The organism is bacterium, assembly GCA_020444325.1.
In the GTDB taxonomy this organism is placed as follows: Bacteria; Bacteroidota; Ignavibacteria; order SZUA-365; family SZUA-365; genus BM516.
Map to the genome: position 1 here is coordinate 125866 of JAHLLD010000004.1, position 19278 is coordinate 145143.

Below are 19278 nucleotides of genomic sequence, written 5' to 3' on the forward strand. Positions count from 1 at the left end.
TACCTGTATCCCATTGAACGGAGAGCACGTGAAGGATCTTTCCAGCATACGACTCTTTATCGCGGTGGAACATCCGCTGATACGCCGCGGATTGGCGGGCTTCTGCGCGGAAACGCCGGACGTGCGTGTCGTCGGTGAGGCGGCGGATGGTGAGAGTGCGCTGCAGGCGATTGCGGCGACAAAGCCGGATGTGGTGGTGGTGCATGCGGAACTGCCGCTCGGGGATGGACCCGAACTCATCGCAGTGCTTCGTGATCGAGAACCGCAGCTGCGCAGTATCATTCTCGTTCCGCTGAGGAATCGCGGCCTCATGCGGCGTGCGATGGCCAGTCAGGCAGACGCCTTTCTGTTGACGACCGACATTCCTCAGCACGTCATTCGCACCGTGCGCGACGTAACGGAAAACCAGCGCTTCGTCTGTCCCCTCCTGGCTGCGTGCAGCGCAACAGTGCTCAACGGGGAAATCCCTGCCAGCGTGAGAGCGGTACTCGAGGAGGAACAACTGGCACTTTTCAAAATGATCGTCGAGCATAAAAACGGCACAAAAATCGCAAGGTCGATGGGGATTGAGAACGGAGAGGTTGCACAACTTCGCATCGCGCTCTGTGAGCGGCTGCATCGTAATCCGTTGCGGGAGGAGAAAGGGTTTGCAGTACCTCGCGACATCCCGGTCATCCAAAGTACAAGTGATTACCGCACAGGCGACTGAGGATACTATGTGTTGTACGTATTCGCATTACAGCGCGTAGTCGATGTGCATACGGGGTTACGGGACAATGCCCGACCTGATATTCTGCATCAATATGACAGACAGGGAAGTCCTCTATTTGTATGTTTGTGTTGCCTGTTGCGGTGATGGGCGGAGAATAAAAGCTTTTGCAGGCAGCATCAAGCTGAAAGGAGGGGCCTTGCCCGAACTTACGATACCACTTTGCGATGAAGGTGCCGCGCTTGCAAGCAGTAAGCACTTCAAAGTACATCCTCCCGCGGAGAACGATCCACTTTTCGAAAATCTCGTTCGTTGTGTTTCCCGTCATTGCCGCAAGTTCGTCGATCTGCACGGTGGTGAGATTAAGGATTACTATATAGGAGCGGCAGGGGACGCCCGCGAGAAACTCATGACTTTCCACCAGGTTCCGGATGACACGCCGTACCTGATACGTGACGGACTGCATTTTGACGCCGCACGCACGATTGTGCAACAGTTGATTCAGAAAGGCTGTCGTGGTGTGGCCTATGTCGAAGCCGGTGACGATCTCGACCTGTACCTGTACCGTGTCGTACCGGGCGTAACTGTGGAAGACGATTAACTGCACCTCATATCAATACCTCATATGCAGTTGGGAAACCGGGCGGAGCACGTTGTGTGTTCCGCCCGGACTTGTTTTAAACGAGCCGTACTCACCGGCATCTTGAACGAAAGCGGATAATCAGCTATTATTCCCTCCACGTAAAAGTATCCGGAGCATGTATGCCGACATCCCTGCGTTACCCGATATTCCTTCTTCCATTCCTGCTGCTTCTCACGGGCTGTATCAAGCCGCAGGTGCAGTACATCGGGCACACCTACCCGGCGCATTATCATCCACGCCTCATTGCTGCGCTATGACTGAGTCGAGGGCAGGGGGCAGGCCATCACCGCTGCGGGCGGAATACATCGCGCGCATCAACCGCGTGATCGATCACATTGAAACGCATCTCGACGAGAAGCTGACACTGGCCGAGCTCGCCGCCGTTGCAACGTTTTCGCCCTATCATTTCCACCGCATTTTCCACGCCATGGTGGGAGAGACACTCAACCGCTTTATCCAGCGGCTGCGCGTTGAGCACGCTGCCGCACAGCTGGCGGGGAATCCCTCCCGCAGCATCGGCAGTGTTGCGCTCGACTGCGGATTCAGCAGTTCCCAGACCTTCGCCCGTGCCTTCCGTGAGCGGTTCGGCATGAGCGCATCCGAGTGGATGGATGCCTGCCCCTTCGACCCGGGCAATATCAGCAACACGCTTCGCAAGATTCGCAACAGGGACAGCAAGATCGGAAACGCATCGGAGAGCGGCGATACGGATATTGGAGACGGCAATCAACAACACTGGAGCTATCAGATGACAAGATCCGTCACCCCGTCCGTCACCGTGCAGGACTTCCCCGAAACCACCGTCGCCTACATTCGTCACATCGGTCCCTATCAGCAGGACGCCGAGTTGTTCGGCCGTCTGTTCGGTCAGCTGTTCACCTGGGCTGGTCCACGCCAGCTGCTTGGTCCCGACACCCGCGTGATGAGCATTTACCACGACGATCCCAACATCACCGAGGAAGCGAAGCTGCGCACCGACGTCTGCATCACCGTCGCCCCCGAGACTCCCGTCGATGGTCCCGTCGGCAAGCTCACCATTCCCGCCGGCCGCTACGCTTTCGCGCGCTTCGAGATCAACACCGATCAGTTTGGCGAAGCCTGGGGCGCCGTCTGCGGCGACTGGCTCCCTGACAGCGGCTACGAGCCCGCTGACGGACTCAGCTTCGAAATCTACCACAACGACCACCGCGAACATCCCGAAGGGAAGCATATCGTCGACATCTGTATTCCGGTGAAACCCCTGCAGTCGTAGAATTATGCAAAAAGTGCATACTATCGGCGTACATTTCACGTACAGTGCCCCGGATGCTCCCGGGGCGGTGATGCTAGTACACATGTTCGTCCGGGATTTCTCATCCCCTTGACAAGCGTCACGTGATCCGTTACATTCAGCTATGATCAAGTCGTTTGCAGATCGCGCAACGGAGGATTTATTCGTCACTGGTCAATCGCGCAGGCTTCCTCCGGACATCGTGAAACGCGCGATTCGCAAGTTGGATGCTATCGCCGCTGCTGTGGTACCTCAGGATCTGGCTGTCCCTCCAGGGAACAGGCTGCATGCACTCGAAGGAAATCGAAGCGGACAGCATTCCATATCGATCAACGACCAGTGGCGGATCTGTTTCGTCTTCGTCGACGGCGACGCATTTGATGTTGAAATCACGGATTATCATTAGGTGAATCATGGCTGCGATAGAAAATCCCCGGCGTACACGACGACCTACCCATCCTGGTGCAATTCTTCGTGAGGACTTCCTCCCGGAATACCACCTCTCTGTGGCGCAGCTCGCTGCCGCTATCGGCGTTACGCGACAGACGGTGAACGAACTGCTGCGGGAGCGGCGGGCGGTCAGTCCCTCAATGGCATTGCGTCTGTCACGCCTCTTCGGAAACTCAGCGGAGTTCTGGCTCAATCTTCAGAGGGCGGTGGACCTGTGGGATGCGATGCAGGCGGTGGGAAAGGACCTCCGTGGTATCAAAACAATGGATCCTGCCTGAAAATAAATATGCAGAAAGTGCATAAAACCTCGTCGATTGGTGGGGTTTTATGTGTGCGTCGAATTTACCGCCTGAGGAGTGAGCTTTCCTGATCTTGTAGCCTTCAAAAGAAACACCCCCGCAGGTGGGACTGCAGGGGTGTGAAATTCAAGCTATGTAGGACACTCGTGCGGTGTCAGCAGGGGGGACTGTCAGAGCGTGAGGGTGAGGGAGTTGTCTGCCGGGGGCAGGTCGGTGCGCATCGAGGTGATGAGCTGCGCCAGCAAGGCAGCCGTGGGGTCTCCAAGACTGTTGAGCATGGCGACGGCCTGTTCGGAAGCGGCATCCATCTCCTCGTCTCCCGCGTAGTTGGCCACGTAAGCACCCGCGACGAACGGTGCGATCTGGCCAGCCAGTTCCTCAGCCACACCGAAATCGTTCATGAGCATGTAGGCCACGAGGTTTGTCATACCGGTGTTCAGGTATTCGGTCGCGTACTGGGGGAAATTTCCGCCAGGAACGCCGACGTTCGTAATCGTCCGCGTGTCCAGCGTCAGCCGGCCGTCCTTATAGATGGTCGCGAGACGCCAGGGACAGGGGGCGCTGAGCGGTGAGCCGGTGGAGACGTCGTACAGGGTATTGCTGCCATCGGTGTAGGACACCACGTCGTTGGCGTGGAAGTGCCCGGAGAACAGGACCTTCATTCCTGCCTGTGCAAAGGCCGATGCGCGCTGCTGCCAGTCGCTGACCACGTACTCGGCAGTCACCGGGAAACTGCTCTGTCCGGTGAAATGCTCCACAAGCGCATGGTGCATCATGGTGACAACGCGAATGTTCTGTGATGTTGCCTGCTGAAGCTTCGCGACCACCCAGGAGGCCGTAGCGTCCGAGATGGTGCCGTACGTGGGCGGTGTTGCCTCCGCGGTATTGTAGACGCAGCCATCGATGGCGATCAGCCAGAGATCCGACTGCAGCTCTGCCACGTAGCTCAGCGATGCGGGGTCGCGCTCTTTTGCTTCACCGTATCCGAACTCATCATAGATCTGTGCGAACTGTGCGGCGGTCACGCCCGGAATGCTCGTGGCGGGATCACCGTGGAAGCTCTTCGCCACGGGATTGTTGATGTCGTGGTTCCCCGGCACAACAAACACTCTCTTGCCTTTGCTTTCAAGCGAGCGCAGAAAACCGGCCATTGCCTCGTGGTTTTGCTTTTCGCCGTCTTTCGTGAGGTCGCCCGGCACGAGAACCACCTCGGCGTCGGAAGCTTCGACCGAGTTGAACAGCGACGAAAGAATATCGGCGTTTTCCGTCAGCAGTTTCGGATCGGCAAACAGTCCCATCTGCCATTCCTGTCCCTCCATTCCCAGGGAAGGATCGTAATAGTGCAGGTCTGATATGACAGCCATGCGCAGTCCCGTATCCGCCGGCTCAACGATAGTCTCGTCCTCCGAGCAGGCTGCGAACAGTGCGACTATGCACAGGGTGGTGAGGATGTGGACCAGGATGCGTGATGTTTTCGTGCTCTTCGTTTCCCGTTTCATGAGATGCTCCTTGACGATAATGAATGTCTGAGAACAAAGAACGCGGATTCGCGCTCCCTGTTTGTCACGATTTTGTCATGGAAATGCAAAAGTGTGTTTGACGCGAGAAACGCTGCAGGGATGGCAGTCCGCAGGATGCGCAATCGTATGCTTGCCACAGGCTGGGACTTGATTTGCGCATTCGGTTGTCGTATGCTGGTATGCAGCAGTTCAATATCCTCTTCTCCTACTCTATCCCGGTACTCACATGTTACGATTTTGCGCACTGGCCCTGCTCGTGGTCTGTTTTTACGTTCTGCCCATCCATGCACAGCAGCGTGTTGTTCCAGACGGATATGCCACCATACAGGAAGCCATCGATGCGTCCATCCCGGGGGATACCGTTCTGGTGCGTGCGGGTTCCTATCACGAATTTCTCGTGCTGCGTGAAAATGTGGTCGTGCGTGCTGAAGGGGAAGATGATGGATCATGGACGCGTGCGCTGCGTACGATTGTTCATTCTGAAGGACTCCGAGACAGTCTCGGACAGATCCCCCCGGTAGTGAATTGTGCGGACGGTGCGGTACTCGATGGTTTTACGGTGACGGGTATGGATACGGTGAACCACCATCTGCCGGGACACAGTCATGCCGTGCAGAATCGTGGTACTTCTTCAACCATCATGAACTGCATTGTACATTCCAACGGCTCAACCGGAATCGGTTCGCATGATAAGGATGGGCGGGAGGCGAATCCGTCCATTATTCACAACATGGTGTACAGGAATTTTGGAATCGGCATCGGTTTCAATCACACCTCCCGCGGAATCGCGAGGGAAAACGACGTGTTCGAGAACCGTGAAGTGGGCATCGGCATCCAGAACGGGGCGGCACCTGAAATCCGCAATAACACGGTGCATGACAATGGTTGGAATGGGATTTCCGCCCGTGAAGGTGCGTGGCCAAGGTTGATCGGAAACACGATTTACAACAATGGTGCGGACCCCACAGGCGAAGGGGTGCCGCCGGGTACGGGGGCGGGAATCGGACTCGACAGCACGGGCTGGATTGCGCGGCCGGGACAAGCACCCGAACCTGCATACCTTGAAGGGAACCACCTTTCAGCCAATCCTTCAGGCGGCATCATGAGCCGGAACAGTGCGCGCTTCGAAGCGCGTGAAAATACGGCTTGCTGCAATACGAACTGGCAGATCTCCGTTTCCGATGGCAGCAACGCCCTGCTGGTGAAGAACTCTGTCGGACTCAACGACACCACCGTACAGGCGGGCGGGATCGTCGTTGCGCGCAGTGCGATGGCGGAACTGCATGAGAATATGATCAAGGACGTGAAGACGGCCGGACTCGCCGTCAGTGAGGGTGCGACGGTCGATGCGATGGACGATATCATAACTGGCTGTCAGAGCAGTGGTGTGCATGTCGATGGCGAGGCATCACTCGTCAGGCTATCCGGGACGCGCATCAGTAACTCCGCCGGTGCGGCAATTATCTGTGAGGGGGGAAGGCTGAGCGTTTCACGCACCATTCTGGACCGAAACCTGAGTGGCGCGATCTTCGGTCCTGAAGCAACCGTGGAGTTCATCAACAACACTGTTGTTGCTGCTCCTGCTGCCACGGGACGCGGTATCGCCGTCAACGGACGCACGGGAGCGGTCTGCTACAACAATATTGTCGTGGGGTACACGCTGGGATTTTTCCTCGAAGAGAATCCCCTCATCAATTACAACTGCACATTCGGCAATCAGGGATATAACGGTCCCCCGGGCACCGGTGGAGCGCATGCCCTGCAGTCCGATCCCCGCTTTGATACACAGGGCGCTACCGGGTATGAGCTGCTGCAGGATTCGCCGTGCATCAACGCAGGGAATCCCGACCCGCAGTATAACGACCCGGACGGCAGCCGCGCAGACATCGGGGCTCTGCCGTATGCAGGCAGTACTTCCGTATCGGCAGCGCCACATCCCGATGCATTGCAATTGCAGGCCTGGCCCACCGTGACACGCGGACCAGTAACAGTGAAACTGCGTGGCGGTGCCTCCGGGAATGATCTGCTTTCCGTCTACGACCTTCCCGGCAGATGTGTGATGACAGATTGGCTGCACGACGGAAGCGCTGTGCTGAATCTCGCCGGACTTCCTGCGGGCACCTACATGCTGCAGGCCCTCACACGCAACGGAGTGCAGCACGCGAAAGTGCAGGTGCTGAGGTGAATCCGGACTGCTGATCTTGCAGAATCGATGACAATACTGCCGACGTCAGGACAAAGAAAAAATCACGCGGCGCGGCGATTAGTTACATCCAGCGAAGAAAAAAATGACCTACACGCCCCGGTGAGCACTGCACCTTGAAAAACGACTGGCTTATCCTCATATTGTCCCGGATTCTGCAGCCTCAGGAATGATCCACGGGCTCCAGTGTCATTTGGTTTACGAAACGCATCTCAGCGTGCCGTGAGGAATTCAACATCACTGAAGGGGATCGAGGAGATGAAGACCATCCTCCATACAGACAGGGCTTACCGTCTCAAACGCTTCGGATACTACTTTCGGACGGTGCGGCAGGCGCTGCGCAATAACGTGGGTGCAGGGAATTATCTCCACCTGGCATTCGATCGGATGCTGCGCATAGACAGCGCGCTGCCGCATATGCTGTACGTGGAGATGTCCAACGTCTGCAATACGCAGTGTGCGTACTGTCCGTACCCCACATACAGCTACAATGAACCCTTCCTGCGGGAGGATGTTCTCGAAAGCATCGTTGCATCACTCTCGAGGCAGCCGGTAGACAAAATCATGATAGGGGGCGGAGAGCCGACGCTGCATCCGGAGTTCAGTTCGTATGCGAGACGGCTGAGGCAGTCTGCGAAATTCCTCTCCGTGGTGACGAATGGACAGTGGACCGATGACCGCGTGACACATACGCTGGCGGAAGGCACCTTCGACCTGGTGGAGGTCTCCGTGGATGCAGGCGGCAAGGAAGAGTATGAGCGAACACGGAAGGGAGGGAAATACCATCGCCTGCTCGGCAATCTCGATGCGCTTATGCGCATCAAGCGCGAATCGCGTTCGAGAACCATAATAGGTATCAGGCTGATGATTCGTCCCACAATGCGTAAAGCGGAGCGACAGTACCTGCAGGCCTGGAAACCATACTGTGATACTATCCTGCCGCAGTACATCTCAACGCCTGCCGGGATGGGAGAACTGGACGATGCCTATCTCTCGGTGCATCAGCACAACAATGACTTCCCACGCTGTACGTATCCGTCACGAGCATTGCAGATTAAAAGTGACGGTACCGTACCCCTCTGTTCGTTCAAGGGACATGCCGCACCGGCGGACAGAATACTTCTCGGGGATATCAGGGAACACAGCATACAATTGCTCTGGAAGCACCCGCTGCTCCTGCAGTACCGCGCCGCGCATCGAAGTCGCGACACGCAGCGTATGCCAGCGTGCAGGGGGTGTCCCGGGGGATAGAGGCTGTCCGGTGTAATAGAGGCTGTGCGGGGGAGTAGAGGCTGGAATAAAAATATGCAGAAAGTGCATAACACCGGGTCCGCCAGGAAGAACATCAGCATTTGTGATCGGAATTTCCTAGTTTAGGGTTCAATCAACGCCATCAAGCCCTCATCCGCGCTCTGCTCCGGCATGTCAGGTCCATGCAGCTATGGATGTACCGGCGTGCAGGCGCGGTCAATGGATGATATGTTTTCGCACAACGGATGGAGAGAATCATGCAGCACCTTTTACATCGATGGATCAGGATTGCCGTGACGACGTTGCCCGTGATCATGCTCGGGTTTTATCCTGCATTCGCGCAACAAGCTGAAAACCTCGTGGAAATCGGCAGCCTGATTGAAGGACCCTGTTTCGGGGCCGCCGTCTCCGGAACGACGCTGTACATGGGAAATGGTCCGATGCTGGAAATCATGGACATCGCAGACCCCGTGAATCCGCAGGGCCTCGGTACACTTCGATTGCCCGGTATTATCAACGATGTCGCGGTCAGCGGCGCATACTGCTTCGTCTCGAATGACGATTTCGGTCTGCGCGTGATAGACGTCTCGGATCGCACTTCACCAGCAGAGGTTGCGCAGATGAAGCTTCCATCTCCCTCCGGTCGAATGCAGTTGCATGGCAACTACTGCTACGTCGTGAGCGCGGGACTGCATATTGTCGACATCAGTGACGCGCAAAATCCCGTGGAAGTGGCGGATTATACACCCGATGGCATGTATGTGCGGGATGTGGTCATCGTACATCCCTACGCGTATGTGGCCATGGGGAATGACGGGCTCCATGTTCTTGACATCTCGAATCCAGCGCAGCCAGATCTGGTCGGATCGCTTGATGGACTCGGGGAGTGTATCGGCGTCGGCGTGCGGGGTACAAATCTCTGCCTGGCCACAGGTTATCCCGGAGTTCAACTGGTGAATGTCTATAATCCGGAGCAGCCGGTAAAAGGCGCATCCCTTGCGATGGAAAGCCAGTATTTCAAGGATGTCGTGGTCACGAACAGGTATGCCTACGCTGTAGGTGGACGCGGGCTGTATGTCGTCGATCTTGTCGACCCCCAGAATCCCGTGCAGGTGGCGTCCTTCGACACTGAAGGCAGCGCGGCGCGGGTGCATGTTGACGGAGACCGTGTGCTTGTTGTGGATGAAACCGGGGGATGCTGCTTCATCGATATTGCTGATCCAACTGTCCCGGTACTGACAGCGACATTCCCGTCCGGTGGGTATTCGCAGAACCTCGCTATCCAGGGTGATTACGCCTATGTCGTTGCCTATGATCGCGGACTGCGGATCGTTGATCTTTCTGATCCCACACATCCAACCGAGTTATCGGAGTTCAGCCCCAACACCTATGTCGAAGACGTCGTCGTCGATGGCGATTACGCGTATCTCGCGAGCGTAATGCGCGGACTGACCATCGTCGATATTTCCGATCCCTCAGCTCCTCGCACGACCGGGTATGTCGATACCGATGGACGCTGCTCAGGTGTCGCGAAGGCTGGACAGTACGCATATCTTGCGAACGGATCCGAAGGGATGTCCATCATCGACGTATCCGATCCGGAACATCCTGCCGAGATGTCGTCCCTTGCACTCAGCGGCGACACACGCGCCATCGCCGTGCAGGGAGATTATGCCTATGTCGCCGACGGAAGCGGTGGACTGCGGATCGTTGACGTCAGCAATCCCACCGCACCGCAGGAGACAGCTGTGTCTCCCACAGCTTCGGTCGCGATAGGGATATCACTGCAGGGCAACTACGCCTATGTCTCCCACTACTATGCGGGCGCAAGCATTTTCAATATCTCCAATCCTGCGCATCCTCAACAGGTATCCAATTTCCCCGGCGCATCGAATACCTACAACATCACCGCTGAGGGGGATCGCGCCTGGATGGCGGACGGGTATGCAGGTCTCCGCATGTTCGACATATCCGATCTGTCGACACCGGTCGAGAAAGGATTTTTCCCCACGGCCGCGTCAGCCCGCGACGTGGAAATGCTGGGAGCATACTGTGTTGTCACCGACAGGCTGTCGGGACTGCACATCGTTGCGTATCAGGCACCGAGCGCGGTCAATCCGGCAGCTTCGATCCCGCGCGGGATACAGCTCCTCGGGAATTTTCCGAATCCGTTCAGCAACAGAACGACGATCGCCTTCCGTCTCGATCATGCGTCACATGTGCGCTTGGCGGTTCACAACCTGCTGGGACGAGAGGTCTTGGTGCTGCGTGATGGCTTCGTTTCAGCTGGAACACAGCAGGCAATTATGTCCGCTGGTGATCTACCGCCCGGGACATACGTCTGCCGTCTCTCCACCACTGCAGGTACGACAAGCGCGTGTATGAAGCTGCTGCGCTAGCGATGGAGATTGACATTCGTGGTCCATTTCCCGACTATGTTGTATATGCTTCATCGCGCATGTTTCAAACGGGATAGTTGGTCAAATGGCGCTGCTGCTTTTCTATGTTCTCCTCGCCCTGCTGGTTTCCTTCATCTGCTCCATCGCGGAAGCGGTGCTCCTGAGTATTACGCCATCCTATATCGCAGGAGTGCAGGAGCGTGACCCGAAACTCGCGTCACTTCTGCACAGGATCAAACAGGAAAACATTGATCGCTCGATAGCGGCGATTCTCACATTGAACACCATCGCCCACACGGTAGGCGCAATCGGTGCGGGAGCACAGGCGACAGCGGTGTTCGGCAGTGCCTGGTTCGGGGCGTTTTCCGTGGTCATGACGCTCATGATTCTCTTCCTCTCTGAAATTATACCCAAGACTCTGGGGGCGATGTACTGGCGTCAGCTGGCGGGAACCGTGGCGACATTCATTCGAGTCATAATCATCGGACTCTATCCGCTCATTCTGATCAGCGAACAGCTGACACGACTCCTTGCCCGTGACCGGAAACTGCATGCATTCAGTCGTGATGAATTCGCTGCCATGGCGGGGGTCGGAGAAGAAAGCGGGGAAATCAACAAGCGGGAGTCGCGCATCATCAGCAACCTGCTTGCATTCTCCGAGCTGCGCACACGGGATATCATGACGCCGCGTACGGTGATGTTCGGACTGCAGCAAAACCTGACCGTAGACGAGGCGAGAGCACCAGCTTCCGAGCGCGCCTTCTCGCGCATCCCGGTTTTTGAAAGCGACCTCGACAACATCACTGGCCTCGTGCTCAAGGATGAGCTGCTCGATACGGGAGCACAGAACAGGGGAGAGGTTCGATTAACCGAACTGCGTCGGGAAATCAGCACCGTGCCGGCGGAGATGCGACTGTCACAGCTGTTTGAACTCTTTCTCGAACAACGACTGCATATCGCCGTTGTCGTTGATGAATACGGGGGGACGACAGGACTCGTCAGCCTCGAGGATATCGTCGAAACCCTGCTCGGCATGGAACTCGTCGATGAAATGGATCAGGTCGTGGACATGCAGGCGCTCGCCCGGCAGCAATGGGAACGCCGCGCCCGCAGGCTGGGGATTGAAACACCACAGCGGGGTGAAGATAATTGATGTTTGCGCCCTTTGCCTGAAACGCATCAGCTAGTTAGTAGTTACTAACTTAGTAAACCTGCACCTGGAAGGCTGGGCAGCATCCACTGCTTGCACATCTGGTCGCGGACCATCGCTTGACATGGGACATTTGTTGCGGATGATTTCGAGCGGAGTATCCTTGCTTACGTGGCACTCTTGACATAAAGGATATTCCAGTGTACTATGATGCAACCATGTAACAATCTGTGAGAGGAAGGGCGTAATGGGGTGCTTCATATCATCAGCCGGGAGGAACGCCGACATGCGTCAATGTTGGACCGGTCTCGTACTGACTGCAGCGATCGCACTAACGTGCATCACAAGCCTTGCGCATGCGCAACCAACCGCGAACGATCTATCCTATTTCCCCGTGCATATCGGCGATGTGTGGGTGTACAAGGTGTCCTCGTTTTCCCCGCATGAGCCGCACTGGGTTCCAATCGATACGATCAGGGTTGAGATCACCGGAGACTCCCTTTATCCCAACAGCAAACGGTATTTTCTCTTCGAAAACGGAGGATCGTTGCGGGTAGACAGCACGGATGGACGCGTGTACGCCCTACTTACGTACCCTTCCTCCAGCGGTTCCTGTCCCGACAGTACCGAGGCGGAAGTGTACAACCTCACGGTTGATTCAACATTCCAGTATTATCCCTGTCCGTCCGGTGGCATCACCGGCGGAGTATGCACCATCAGTCCCCTCGGCAACGAACGCGTTGGAATGCTCAATCTCCAGAGGCAGCAGCGTGTATGGGACTGCTGGGTACTTCGCAGCGTCCTTGCGCAGGGCATCGGTATCTGCGTGAAGGAGGGTGGTGGCGTTTCGGGCAATCAGCATATGCTGATCTATGCCCGCATCAACGGCACGGAATACTGGCCGGTTGAACTCAAATCTTTCACCGCAACCTCGCAGATCGACAACAGCGTACTTCTCAACTGGGTTACGGAAAACGAAGTGCAGAATCACGGTTTCACCGTGCAGCGACGTGCGGCCGATGCAAGGGACGAAGAGTGGAGCAGCCTCGCGTTTGTGCCCGCACGTACCACGGAGGGACATGATGGCACCTACAACTACCTCGACCATCCCCTGCAAAACGGTGGCACGGCGGGAAGGCTGCAATACAGGCTCCTGCAGCACGATTTCGACGGTACCGTTTCCTATCTGCCGGTCGCGGAAGTGCAACTGGATGCAAAAGCGATCCCTGCGCAGATCACCCTCTATCCCAATCCCGCACTGCATGGTGAAATCATCAACGTGCTGCTGCAGGGAAGCTTCATTGGCGAGTTGACGCTGTTTGACGCACTCGGACGAGAATTGCGCAGCATCCCTGCCACACGCAGTATCGAGATCGAGACCGATGCTCTCGAGCCGGGAGTGTATTATCTGCGCGCAAGCCGCGAGAACGGGGTACACGTCTCCAAACTGCTGATACACTGATTTTTTCCAATTAATTTTGTCCACCCGGAGCATTCGAGAGGTAGTACTGTGTATGGAGGGAGTGAATAACGAATTGTATTCGAGTATGATTTCAGGGTGTGCGACCATGAGGTATCGATTACTGACGGTATGGACATGTACCGTGTCGATGATGCTGCTTTCAATGACTATGAACGTGCAGGCGCAGAAGCGGGAGAGCGTGACTGTGCGCGATCGCATTCCTCGCATTTCGCTGAAGCGGGCTGTGCAGGAGTTGAAAGCCATGAGTGAGGATGATTTTGCTCTCGCGATGACGGACAATCATTTTGTCGTGTTTGCGCGGATCACGCATGCGACACGTCCGCTCTCCGATTTGTCCCGCAGCGTTCTTTCGCTTTGGACACGGGCAGTGCAGAGTCAGCAGCGGCTCACATTCTCACACGATGAGATTGAGGTGGCGATTGGTGAGCAGCGCTACTGGTGCCCGGCAAACATGAACCACATCGGGGACCTTGTGCGTGCGACACGCGCTAATGAAGGGGTGTTCCTTTATGTGATGGCCCTCGGCCTGCGCGAGGACACCCCGGTGTTCTACACCGTCAATTTCGGATCAATCGAAGAGTATGGGACGCATGAGGATGTGCTCGAGGATCTGCTGGAAGGAGCGGAGCGGCTCACCGATCCGGAAGAATCGCTCGCCCTCATCTATGAGATGCAGCGCCGATGGTCCGGTGAAGATTGGTGGAAACAGGAGGAAACGCAGCGCATCGTGCACTTTGTCAAAGGTGAAGCGCTGCTTGCGAAAGGTGATTTGAAAGCAGCAGAACCTCATCTCAGTAAGGTGCGCGGTTATATCGCGGAGCATCCATGGGACGATTTTACTCAGACGATGCTATCCGTTCTGACGCGGGTATCATTCAGGCGCGAGTTGACCTCCCTTGCATGCGACTACGCGATGCAGATCGAGTCCCCCGAAGACGAGACCGAAGAGGCATTCTGTAACAGCTGTGTGCGGACGATACTTCATCCAGACGACCTTGGAAAGCCGTTGAAGGATCTCACTGTGATGAACGATCCTTCCTCTGTCGAAATAATTGACCGCGGTCCGAATCATGCAAGCTATGCCATGAATGGATTCCAGATCACACTCACCGCCGATCCGGCCTCCGGCATCGTGCAGGAGAAACGTATCACAGTTCGCGTCGCGAACGAGGATGTGATGGACTGGATGGAATCAGCTGTCGAGGACACAATTGAGGACTATGTCGAAAAGCTGGAGCAGGGTGCGGAGTCGGAAGGACGTGATGTGAGTACCGCACCTTCAAAGTTCAGCATGTCACGGAGCGAAACTGAAGCAGGTGAAATCCTGGAAGTCCTCATCCGCTGAGCACGGCCTCACGCACCGTTCACGAACTGCACAAACCCCGCCCTATGACGGGGTTTGTGCGTATGTGCAGTTTCATGGAGGCAGCGCTGCTATGGCCTCCGTACCAGTGTCGTGGTGAGAGCGGGAAAGATTGTGGGCGAGGTGCGTTGCAATAAAAGCAAAAAATGCCGAAATTATTGCATCCCAAAACGTATCACGTGGCCAGAATCGACCACCTCGAACCATTCGAAAGGAATGCATCATGTATAGATTTTCCCTGCTCCTCACAGGTGCAGCACTCATCCTTGTTGCCTTTACGGCATGTTCAGATGATGATCCCGCATCCCCGGCACAGCCGATGACATACGATGGACAGACTGTCGCAGTGGGTGACGGATCCGCCACGGCGTATGAACGTGCTGATGCAGACGGGAATCTGCTCGCGGTCGGAATTCGCTTTGATGAGGCAGCACTCAGCAATCTCCCGGCCGATATGAGCATGTTCACGCTCGACCTGCCCGGGGATGTATCGACATCACCGTTCAAGTTTATTGCGCTCGACTGGAATCCCCAGGGACATGAGCCCGCACCGATTTACACGCTGCCGCACTTCGATGTGCATTTTTACTGTGTAGACAAGCAGACCGTCGCCGCTGTCGTTGCAGGTCCTGACAGCACCATGCCCGCGCCGCAGTACATGCCGCAGGATTACTTCTCCACCTTCGACGCCGTGCCGAACATGGGAACGCACTTCATCGACAGCCAGTCTCCTGAACTGCACGGTTCGACCTTCGACAAAACCTTCATCTATGGTTTCTACAAGGGCAACCTGTACTTCATGGAACCAATGATCACGAAAGCGTACTTCGAGAGCAAGCCTGATGTCAGCCTCGACATCAAACAGCCCACGGCATTCCAGCAGACCGGCATGGCTTTTCCCATGAAGTATGACATCCGTTACGATGCGACGGCAAAGCAATATATCGTCGAGCTGACGGATATGAGCGTGCGCTGATCAATATCTGTGGCATGCAGGATTTTCCTGCACAGTGTTCAAACCAATGCTGCCACGGGATATATGCAGTTTCTGCATATTTCCCGTGGCATTGTTGACTCCACCTCGCACTATTATCGATACGCGTGCACTCGCAGCGGGACGCTATTTTCTTGTAATTCAGTCTGCCGGGGAGAGGGTTGTCAGACTTCTCGATATCAACAACGCCACATCGCTGAAACGCCGAACGCAGTTCTGATCGGTACTTCAGGGTTACGGCGGAATTCCGCATATTCCGGTGAACGCAATCACAGGAGTATTGGATATGAATCAGCCGAACCCGCCGGACGATCGTTTCGCCGTGCAGCTCGCACATGTCACGAAGTCGTTTCGGAAACATGTTGCTGTGGATACGCTGCAGTTGAACGTGCCGTACGGGAGTGTGTATGGTTTTATTGGACCCAATGGGAGCGGAAAAACGACAACACTGCGGATGATCATGAGCATACTGTACCCGGACGCTGGCGACATCAGGGTGCTGGGCGAGAGGCTTTCTGCGCGCATTGCCGACCGCATCGGATACATGCCGGAGGAACGCGGGTTGTACCGGCGTATGAAAGTGCGTGACTTCCTCGTGTTTTATGGCAGCCTGAAAAACGGGCGCAACGTCCGGCAGCAGGTGGACGAATGGCTGGAACGACTTGAGTTGACGGATTGGGCAGGAAGGAAAATCGAAACGCTGAGCAAGGGTATGAGTCAGAAAGTACAGTTCATTGCAACGGTCGTAGCCCGGCCTGATCTCGTGATTCTCGATGAGCCGTTTGCCGGACTCGATCCGGTGAATACCGATGTGATGAAAGACGCCATCCTGCAGCTGCAGAAGCAGGGTAGTACCGTGCTTTTCAGCACGCACGATATGGACATGGCCGAGAGGATGTGCGATTTCATATTCATGATTTTCCAGGGAAAGAAAGTCCTGGATGGAACGCTCAATGAAATACAGGATCGCTACGCCAACGATACCATTCGCGTGCAGACCAGCGCAGGAAGCAGTGCGCTGGAGGGACTTCCCGGCGTTGAACACGTCAATGACTTCGGACAGATACAGGAGCTGCGTATCGCCGATGATGCGGATCCACAAGACATTTTGAAGCGATTGATAGAACAGACCGCCGTCCAGCGTTTCGATATCGTGAAACCTTCACTGCACGACATCTTCGTGCGTATTGCGGGATCGGCTGCGAAGGAGGTGCGTCATGCGTAAGACACTCCTTTTTGCCATGCGTGAATACAAGGCCGCTGTACGGACGAAAGGCTTCATCATAGGACTCGTGATCGCCCCGATTCTCATGAGCGGAAGTATCCTGGCCTTTGTACTGCTCAAGGATAAAGTCGATACGACGGATCGCAGGATAGCGGTCATCGATCGAACCGGAAGGGTTGCCAGCAAGCTCCTCGAGTTTGCAGAGTATCACAACACGAATGAAACCCGTGATCCGGAAACAGGAGAGAAAATTCGTCCACTCTATCTTTTCAATGTCGTCGACGCTGAGGAAGATGCACATGCGCAGTACCTGCGACTCTCGGACAGTGTGCGCAGCGGGGCGCTCTATGCATTTCTCGTCGTGGGAGCGGATGTCGTGCATCCCACACCTGATGCGGAGGACGCAAAGCTATCCTACTATGCGCGGAATGCCGCGCTCGACGATCTCCGCGAGTGGCTGATGTTTCAGATCAACACGCGGCTTCGTCAGCTCCGCCTTTATGATGCCGGTGTGGATGAACGTAATCTCCCGGATCTCTTTTACTGGGTGGGTGTTGAAGGACTCGGTCTCGTTTCCCGCGATGAGAGTACCGGTACTATAGAGGAGGCGCGGCAGGCGAGTCCCATCGAGGCAATCGCTGTTCCCATCGGTATCATGATGATCATGTTTTTGATGATCATGATGAGCGTGCCGGGCATGCTGCACTCCGTCATGGAAGAAAAAACGCAGCGCATTGCCGAAGTCCTGCTGGGCGCGATCAAACCCTTCGAGTTCATGATGGGAAAACTCATCGGGGGCATTGCGGTTTCGCTGACCAGTTCCTCCGTGTACATCATTGGCGCCATCGTGGCGGTGTCGTACATGGGGTACGACGACTATATTCCGTTTCACGTCCTCCCGTGGTTTGTTGTCTACATGCTGCTCGCCGTGGTGATGTTCGGTGCGCTCACTGCCGCGCTGGGGTCGACATGCAGTGAGGCCAAGGATGCGCAGTCGCTCAGCTTCCCCTCGCTCATCCCCGCCATCATCCCGATGTTCATTTATTTCCCCGTGGCCAAGGAGCCGCTGAGCGCATTCTCCACATGGGTGTCGCTTATTCCGCCCTTCACGCCGACACTCATGCTGCTGCGCATGGCGACACCGGAGCCGATTCCCATCTGGCAGCCCATTGCCGGACTCATCGGCGTCCTTCTCTGCACCGTGCTGTTCGTGTGGGCAGGGGGACGCATTTTCCGCGTCGCCATACTCATGCAGGGTACGCCCCCGAAGCTGAGCAACATCGTACGGTGGGCGTTGCGAGGATAATAATGTGAAGCATGGCTACACTTTTTTCATCCGCGAACGATGAGTATACAGATTCGAGCGCAGGGCGTGCCGATGAAGCATGACAGAAGGTCTAGCCCTTTTCCTTCAGCCTGATATAAATATCTCCCACGGGCCACTGAGGAAGTGTCTGTGCGAGATCACCAGGGAACCACGCGATAAAATCATCGAGCTCCATCCACTTCGGGAGGTGGAAGGTTGAGGATTCCGCCGGAGTGACATTCACTTCAGCTGCGCCGAATTCCCGCAGTCGTTGCAGGCAGCGTATAGTTCGGGGTATGATATCCTCATTGAGATGAAATTCAATGGAGATAAGTGGGATCGGACAACTGAGACCGAGGAGCACCTGATCTTCCCAGCCCTCAACATCGATTTTGCAGTAATACGGTTTCCCGAAAGCTGCGATTGCGGCGTCCAGTGTTGTGACCGGGACATGAATCGAAGCCACAAAGCCCTCTCCACCTTTCCACCTGGAATCGAAGCTGGATTCCCCGGACCGCGTGTGAAGATTCAGTTCCATCAGCGACGCCGCATTGCCCAGAGCGGCGGGAAGAAGAGCCCATTGCGGATGCATGGCGCAGCGCGCGGTGAGTTCAGGGAAGACGGACGGATTCGGCTCGAAGGCCACAACCTTCGCCCCGGCTTTCAGCAGTGTTTCCGATTTTGCGCCGAAGTGTGCCCCGATATCGAAACACAACGCTCCCTCGGGCAGCAGATCCTGGTACATGGCGATATCCTCCTGCATAGCGCGTCGTACGGCGGGCTGAAGGATTCCATTGAGTTTCCGCGCGAAAGGGTACATGCCCAGCGCAAGCGAAGCCTGCTTGAGGTTTGACAATAATCGCACAGATACCTCCACCCGAATAATTATCCCGATTCTTTCCTGACAGCCAAGATATGAAGGAATTACATAAAATCCCGTAGTGAATACATGCAATTGCTGTCAGCGCATGATCGTCCCTGTCGGGGAATACCCGTTTCCAATCACCCCTGAA

At 55.8% G+C, this 19278-nt stretch carries 17 protein-coding genes; 15 read left to right on the forward strand and 2 right to left on the reverse strand.

Translation table 11 applies throughout. The annotated features are described in order from the left end of the window. Window positions 1–28 precede the first annotated feature (28 nt). The 6 genes from KQI65_07345 (at window position 29) to KQI65_07370 (ending at window position 3350) form a co-directional block, all read left to right on the forward strand. Window positions 29–709, forward strand: coding sequence for a response regulator transcription factor (locus tag KQI65_07345; protein ID MCB2204546.1), 681 nt, complete (start codon window positions 29–31; stop codon window positions 707–709). A 199-nt stretch (window positions 710–908) separates the two neighbouring features. Then, window positions 909–1310, forward strand: coding sequence for a hypothetical protein (locus KQI65_07350; protein ID MCB2204547.1), 402 nt, complete (start codon window positions 909–911; stop codon window positions 1308–1310). Between the two features lie 161 nt (window positions 1311–1471). After that, window positions 1472–1609: a hypothetical protein gene (locus KQI65_07355; GenBank protein ID MCB2204548.1), complete on the forward strand. Its 138-nt coding sequence runs from the start codon at window positions 1472–1474 to the stop codon at window positions 1607–1609. Further along, complete coding sequence (locus KQI65_07360) at window positions 1606–2604, forward strand: AraC family transcriptional regulator (GenBank protein ID MCB2204549.1); 999 nt, start codon at window positions 1606–1608, stop codon at window positions 2602–2604. The genes KQI65_07355 and KQI65_07360 overlap by 4 nt, the downstream gene beginning before the upstream one ends. Window positions 2605–2746: 142 nt before the next feature. Beyond that, the gene (locus KQI65_07365) at window positions 2747–3028 is read left to right on the forward strand and encodes a type II toxin-antitoxin system RelE/ParE family toxin (protein ID MCB2204550.1); all 282 of its coding nucleotides are present in this window, start codon (window positions 2747–2749) and stop codon (window positions 3026–3028) included. Between the two features lie 7 nt (window positions 3029–3035). Then, the gene (locus tag KQI65_07370; GenBank protein MCB2204551.1) at window positions 3036–3350 is read left to right on the forward strand and encodes a HigA family addiction module antidote protein; all 315 of its coding nucleotides are present in this window, start codon (window positions 3036–3038) and stop codon (window positions 3348–3350) included. Window positions 3351–3541: 191 nt separating this feature from the next. On the opposite strand, the gene KQI65_07375 is transcribed toward KQI65_07370, so the two are convergent. Further along, a complete protein-coding gene (locus KQI65_07375; GenBank protein MCB2204552.1) occupies window positions 3542–4870 on the reverse strand; it encodes a metallophosphoesterase in 1329 nt (442 codons plus the stop codon). Between the two features lie 247 nt (window positions 4871–5117). Between KQI65_07375 and KQI65_07380 the strand changes: the two genes are divergently transcribed. The 9 genes from KQI65_07380 to KQI65_07420 all read left to right on the forward strand — a co-directional run bounded on the left by KQI65_07380 (window position 5118) and on the right by KQI65_07420 (window position 18265). After that, on the forward strand, window positions 5118–7076 hold the full coding sequence (locus tag KQI65_07380) for a right-handed parallel beta-helix repeat-containing protein (protein ID MCB2204553.1): 1959 nt from the start codon (window positions 5118–5120) through the stop codon (window positions 7074–7076). A gap of 276 nt (window positions 7077–7352) precedes the next feature. Next, window positions 7353–8345, forward strand: a complete 993-nt coding sequence (locus KQI65_07385) for a radical SAM protein (GenBank protein ID MCB2204554.1) — start codon at window positions 7353–7355, stop codon at window positions 8343–8345. A gap of 257 nt (window positions 8346–8602) precedes the next feature. Beyond that, window positions 8603–10744 (forward strand): T9SS type A sorting domain-containing protein, encoded by a 2142-nt coding sequence (locus tag KQI65_07390; protein ID MCB2204555.1) that lies wholly within the window; start codon window positions 8603–8605, stop codon window positions 10742–10744. A gap of 85 nt (window positions 10745–10829) precedes the next feature. Next, window positions 10830–11897 carry a DUF21 domain-containing protein gene (locus KQI65_07395; GenBank protein ID MCB2204556.1) on the forward strand — a complete coding sequence of 356 codons (1068 nt, stop codon included), beginning with the start codon at window positions 10830–10832 and terminating at the stop codon, window positions 11895–11897. A gap of 283 nt (window positions 11898–12180) precedes the next feature. Further along, window positions 12181–13356, forward strand: a complete 1176-nt coding sequence (locus KQI65_07400) for a T9SS type A sorting domain-containing protein (protein ID MCB2204557.1) — start codon at window positions 12181–12183, stop codon at window positions 13354–13356. A gap of 106 nt (window positions 13357–13462) precedes the next feature. Beyond that, window positions 13463–14722: a hypothetical protein gene (locus KQI65_07405; protein ID MCB2204558.1), complete on the forward strand. Its 1260-nt coding sequence runs from the start codon at window positions 13463–13465 to the stop codon at window positions 14720–14722. Window positions 14723–14963: 241 nt separating this feature from the next. Continuing rightward, window positions 14964–15716, forward strand: coding sequence for a DUF5602 domain-containing protein (locus tag KQI65_07410; GenBank protein ID MCB2204559.1), 753 nt, complete (start codon window positions 14964–14966; stop codon window positions 15714–15716). Between the two features lie 304 nt (window positions 15717–16020). Then, entirely contained in the window at window positions 16021–16959 is a 939-nt protein-coding gene (locus tag KQI65_07415; GenBank protein ID MCB2204560.1) for an ATP-binding cassette domain-containing protein, read from the forward strand. Continuing rightward, window positions 16952–18265, forward strand: a complete 1314-nt coding sequence (locus KQI65_07420; protein MCB2204561.1) for an ABC transporter permease — start codon at window positions 16952–16954, stop codon at window positions 18263–18265. Before KQI65_07415 ends, KQI65_07420 begins: the two co-directional genes overlap by 8 nt. A gap of 91 nt (window positions 18266–18356) precedes the next feature. Here KQI65_07420 and KQI65_07425 read toward each other — a convergent pair whose 3' ends face one another. After that, window positions 18357–19130, reverse strand: coding sequence for an FkbM family methyltransferase (locus tag KQI65_07425; GenBank protein MCB2204562.1), 774 nt, complete (start codon window positions 19128–19130; stop codon window positions 18357–18359). Between the last annotated feature and the right edge of the window lie 148 nt (window positions 19131–19278).